General features: G+C 56.4%; 4 protein-coding genes. All 4 read right to left on the reverse strand.

Going from position 1 to position 4,657, the window contains the following annotated elements; genetic code table 11:
- A partial coding sequence (locus tag CPT76_RS12505; RefSeq protein WP_146116303.1) for a carbohydrate ABC transporter permease occupies positions 1-554 on the reverse strand: 554 nt, incomplete at its 3' end.
- 19 nt (positions 555-573) lie between these two features.
- Positions 574-1,533 carry an ABC transporter permease gene (locus CPT76_RS12510; RefSeq protein WP_084203699.1) on the reverse strand — a complete coding sequence of 320 codons (960 nt, stop codon included), beginning with the start codon at positions 1,531-1,533 and terminating at the stop codon, positions 574-576.
- Between the two features lie 109 nt (positions 1,534-1,642).
- Entirely contained in the window at positions 1,643-4,057 is a 2,415-nt protein-coding gene (locus tag CPT76_RS12515; RefSeq protein WP_258168349.1) for a glycoside hydrolase family 95 protein, read from the reverse strand.
- Positions 4,058-4,101: 44 nt separating this feature from the next.
- Positions 4,102-4,657 (reverse strand): cupin domain-containing protein (locus CPT76_RS12520; RefSeq protein ID WP_258168351.1); only part of this gene is annotated, 556 nt, incomplete at its 5' end.

Raw genomic sequence — 4,657 nt, forward strand, 5'->3', positions numbered from 1 at the left:
AGAATGACGCTCCACATCGTGCGCAGCTCTCCTGCCCCGTCGATCCGGGCGCTGTCGATGAGCTCCGACGGAAGGGCGACGAAGAAGGAGCGCATGATGAACAGGTTGTACGCGCTGATGGCCGACGGAATGATCAAGGCCCATAACGAGTCAATCAGATGCAGGTTTTTGATCACCATGTAGTTAGGGATCAGCGGCGCCTGAAAGATCATCGTAATCAGTATAAAAATCAGCACGACTTTGCGCATCGAATACTCGGGTCTGGACAACGGATACGCCAGTGATGCGGTCAGGATCAAGTTAATCAGCGTCCCGACGACCGTGATGAATACGCTTACCATAAACGCACGCCAGATGGAGCTGTCACCCAAAATTACATGGTAGTTTGTCAGCGTCCAATCGACCGGGATCAGCTTAACCTTGCCCGCATTGATTGCCTGGCTGCTGCTGAACGACTTGGCGAGCACATGGAGAAGAGGGAACACCATCAAGCATCCGACCAGCGTCAAGAAAATATAGTTAAATCCGTCAAATAAGCTGCCTTTAATTTTCATTGTGCCATCCTTCTCCTTTCTAGTATAGTCCTTCGCCCGAAGCCCGCTTGCTCAGCGTATTCCCGATCATGACGAGCACCAGTCCGACCACCGATTTGAAGAGGCCGATCGCCGTCGTGTAACTGTACTGCTGATCAATGAGGCCGACCCGGTAAATGTAGGTGTCGAGGATGTCGCCCTTGCTTTCATTCAGCGAATTAACGAAGACGAATACTCGTTCGAAGCCGAAATCAAGGAAATTGCCGATATGGAGCAGGAACATAATGGTGATGGTCGGCAGGATGGCCGGAATCGTGATCGACAGGGTTTGTCTCCAGCGGCTGGCACCGTCGATGCGGGCAGCTTCATACAGCTCAGGATTGACGCTGGCCAGTGCAGCCAAATACACAATCGTGCCCCAGCCGCTGTCTTTCCAGATCCCCGTTCCGACCAGGATGCTCCGGATATACGAATCCTCGCCCAGAAAGTAAATCGATTTGAGTCCGAACGCGTTCAATACCTGGTTCACGATGCCTGTCGTCGGCGATAATATGCCGATCATGATCCCCCCGATAATGACCCAGGAGAGGAAGTGAGGCAGATAGACAACGGTTTGGAGAATCCGCTTGTACACGACTTTCCTTAGTTCGTTCAGGAGCAGCGCAAAGATAATCGGAACCGGAAAGGCAAAAATCAGGTCATAAAATCCGATCAGAACCGTATTTTCAAGAATCCGCAGAAACTCCGGGTAAGTGAACATCCGGCGGAACTGGTCGAGTCCGACCCATGGGCTGCCTGTAAAGCCCTTGAAGATGTTGTAGTTTTGAAACGCCATGACGGACCCCAGCAGGGGCAGGTATTTAAACACGATAAAATAAATGATTCCAGGCAGTGAGATCAGGTACAGCGCCTTGTATTTGCGCAGATTGCTCATCCGCCTTTTTGGTGCGGGCAAGGCCGGACTGGAGGCTGAGATGGCGGCTGGCGCTTGTTCTGGCATAAATATCGCTCCTTTTTGTATAGATCGCTTCATCGCTAATGTTAATCTTTTTGTCCGGACCCTCGGAATGGGGATTTGTCGCTTCACTTGTGTTTTATTACGGTGGCGTTCATCCTTCGCGTGCCCGAATGCCGCAGCTTTCCCCAGCTGCCACGGTGATCACATATTCAAAACCGGAAGGGTCATCGCCGGACTTATCACCCGAGGCACCGGCTTCCAGGTGATTGGAAACAGCGAGCTCCAAGGGGACGGGCGACCACAGGCGGCACAAGCCCGTCTTGGAGGAGCGGATCGTCACCTCGTCAAGCGTCCCTTGACTCCAAGACAGACCTACGGTATAACCTCCTCTTGCCCGCAGGCCTTCAACACGGCCCGAGCGCCACGCCTTCGGCAGGGCCGGCAGCAGCCGGATTTCTCCCGCATGGGATTGCAGCAGCATTTCTGCCGCTCCCGCCGCTCCGCCAAAATTGCCGTCGATTTGAAAAGGCGGATGGTAGTCCAGCAAATTCGGATACGTGGAAACTGCAAACAGCTTCATCAGATGCTCGTAAGCCTCCTCCCCAATGCCAAGCCGGGCATAGAAATTGACGATCCAGGCCCGGCTCCAGCCCGTATGGCCGCCGCCTGCGGCGAGGCGCCGCGCGAGCGTCCGCTCGGCAGCGGCTGCCAGCTCCGGCGTGCGCCGAACATCAATCAGCTCACCCGGATGCAGGGCGAACAGCTGCGAAATATGCCGGTGCCCGTGGTCGGCCTCATCATAATCGCGCAGCCATTCCATAATTTGCCCGTGTTTACCAACAGCCGGGCGCGGAATGCGTTCGATCGTCTCCCGCAATTCGCCGAGAAACGCCTGATCCTCCTCGCCGATGATCGCCGCCGCTTCCAAGCAGGCGGACAGCAGCGTCAGCGCGATTTGCGAATCCATCGCCGGACCGATGCACAGGCTGCCGCTGCCTCCGTCCGGAAGAAGAAACCGGTTCTCCGGAGATACCGACGGTCCCGTAACCCGATAACCGTCATGCTCGATCATGTAATCGATAAGAAATAGCGCCGCTTCCTTCATCGCCGGGTATGCCCGTTCGGCAAGAAAAGCCAGATCTCCCCCGAAACGGTAGTGCTCCCATAGATGGAGGCACAGCCACGCAGCGCCCATCGGCCACACCGTGCAGGTCATCAAAATCCCTTCCGGCCGGGTTTCAGCCCACAGATTCGTGTTGTGATGGGCAGTAAAGCCCCGGCAGCCGTACATCTCGCGAGCGGTAGCCCGTCCGTTAGGCAGCATCCGGTCGATCAGATCGAACAGCGGTTCATGGCAGTCGGATAAATGGAGCACTTCTGCCGGCCAGTAATTCATCTGGACGTTGATGTTGATCGTATACTTGGATTCCCACGGCGGGGTATAACTGTCGTTCCAAATCCCCTGCAGATTGGCCGCTAAGGTGCCCGGCCGGGAGCAAGATATCAGCAAATAGCGCCCATATTGAACGTAGAGGGCAGCCAGACCGGGATCTTCAATCTCCGCTTCATCAGGCAGCAAGTCGTTTGTGTTTCCTTCACCGCTTTCATGTCCCAACGCATTCTGCAACCGGAGCAGCCGCTGGTCTGTAGGAAGCGCGGCGAGCGGATCCCCGTCCGGCGTCAGATCGATCGCAAAGCGGCCGAACCGGGACGCGTACTCGTCTATATGCCGTTTCAGCAGCGTTTCAAACGGTTTCGCCGCTGCTCTCTCCAGCTGCTCCAGGCAAACTTCTGCCGGCTGCTTCAACCGAAACGTGCTTTGCGCCGCCAGCAGCAACGTCACAGCATCCGCTCCTTCGATCGAAAGGTAATCACCGATAACCCGCTGCCGTCCTCCCTGAATTACGGCACGAAAGGCTGCACTAAACCGGACGCCGTCCGCTCCGCATTCCCCGTCCATGACGATGGCTCCCGAAGGGTCGGTCCGGCAGCCATAATCCAGCGGACGGCGCATGAGATTGACGGCCAGCGTAAGCTGGCCCGGCTGGTCCGCGGTCAATCGGATGACCAGAACCCCATCCGGTTCGCTGGCAAAATAGCTCCGCCGATACCGGACGCCCTTGTGCCGGTATCGAACGTCCACAACGGCTTGCTCCAAATCCAGCTGCCGCTCGTAGTCTTCCGCAGGCCCTTCCTGATCAAGGAATTTGATCATCAGATCCCCTAGAGGCTGGTATGGCTGCTCATATTTAGGGGAAGCCGTCATCGCCATTCTCGCCAAGTGCTCCGCTTCTGCCTGCTTTCCTTCCTTAAGCAGCGTCCGGATCTCAGCCACATATGGCTGGGAACGGGGATTGGCCGCCCGTCCCGGACCGCCGTACCAAATCGAATCCTCATTGAGCTGGATTTTTTCCTGACCCGGCGTGCCGAACACCATTGCACCCAGCCGCCCGTTCCCTATAGGCAGTGCTTCGTTCCACCCGGCTGCCGGCCGGGTGTACCATATTCGAATGTCCCTCGTAGTTGCAGATGTATGCTCTTGCAAGCTGACATCCTGTTTGACCACATGCTTCACCTCTCCTCTTCCTCCCGCCTTTGCTGCAGACACATCTATTTGGGTATACCCACCTCAAAAATGATCGCTTTGATCGGCACATCCCCGTCATTCCGAAGGCCGTGCCTCCACCAAGGCTTGTTCAGGACGATGTCCCCGGCTTCCACCCGGTACGTACTTCCGTTCACTGTCATCAAGCCGCTGCCTTCGAGCAGAACATACAGTTCTTCATCCTCACGGTGACCATGCAGGCCGATGGATGACCCCGGCGGGATGACCGTGTAATGCAGAAATTTCAACGGTGTATCGAAATCGCCGCTCCCGAACAGCTTGCTGCCATGCACCAAGCCTTCACCCCCATGGCTCACGGAGCTTGTAAGTTCGGCCCGAAGAAAATTGCGGATGACGGCCGGCCCATAACCCCAGCTGTCCGAAGGATCCACTGGGACGCCTGTCCGGAGAGACCGCCTCGTGTAATCCGCCAGAGCCTGATTTTTTAAATAATCCCTGGCATTCGTTTCACCCGGGCGGTGTTCCACCAGTGACCGCAAAAACTCGGTGAACGGCCCCGGGGCGTCCACATCGCTAAAATCCTCGATCCGCCGGACGCCT

This window comes from Paenibacillus sp. AR247 (assembly GCF_002968895.1).
GTDB classification, from domain to species: Bacteria; Bacillota; Bacilli; order Paenibacillales; family Paenibacillaceae; genus Paenibacillus_AQ; species Paenibacillus_AQ favisporus.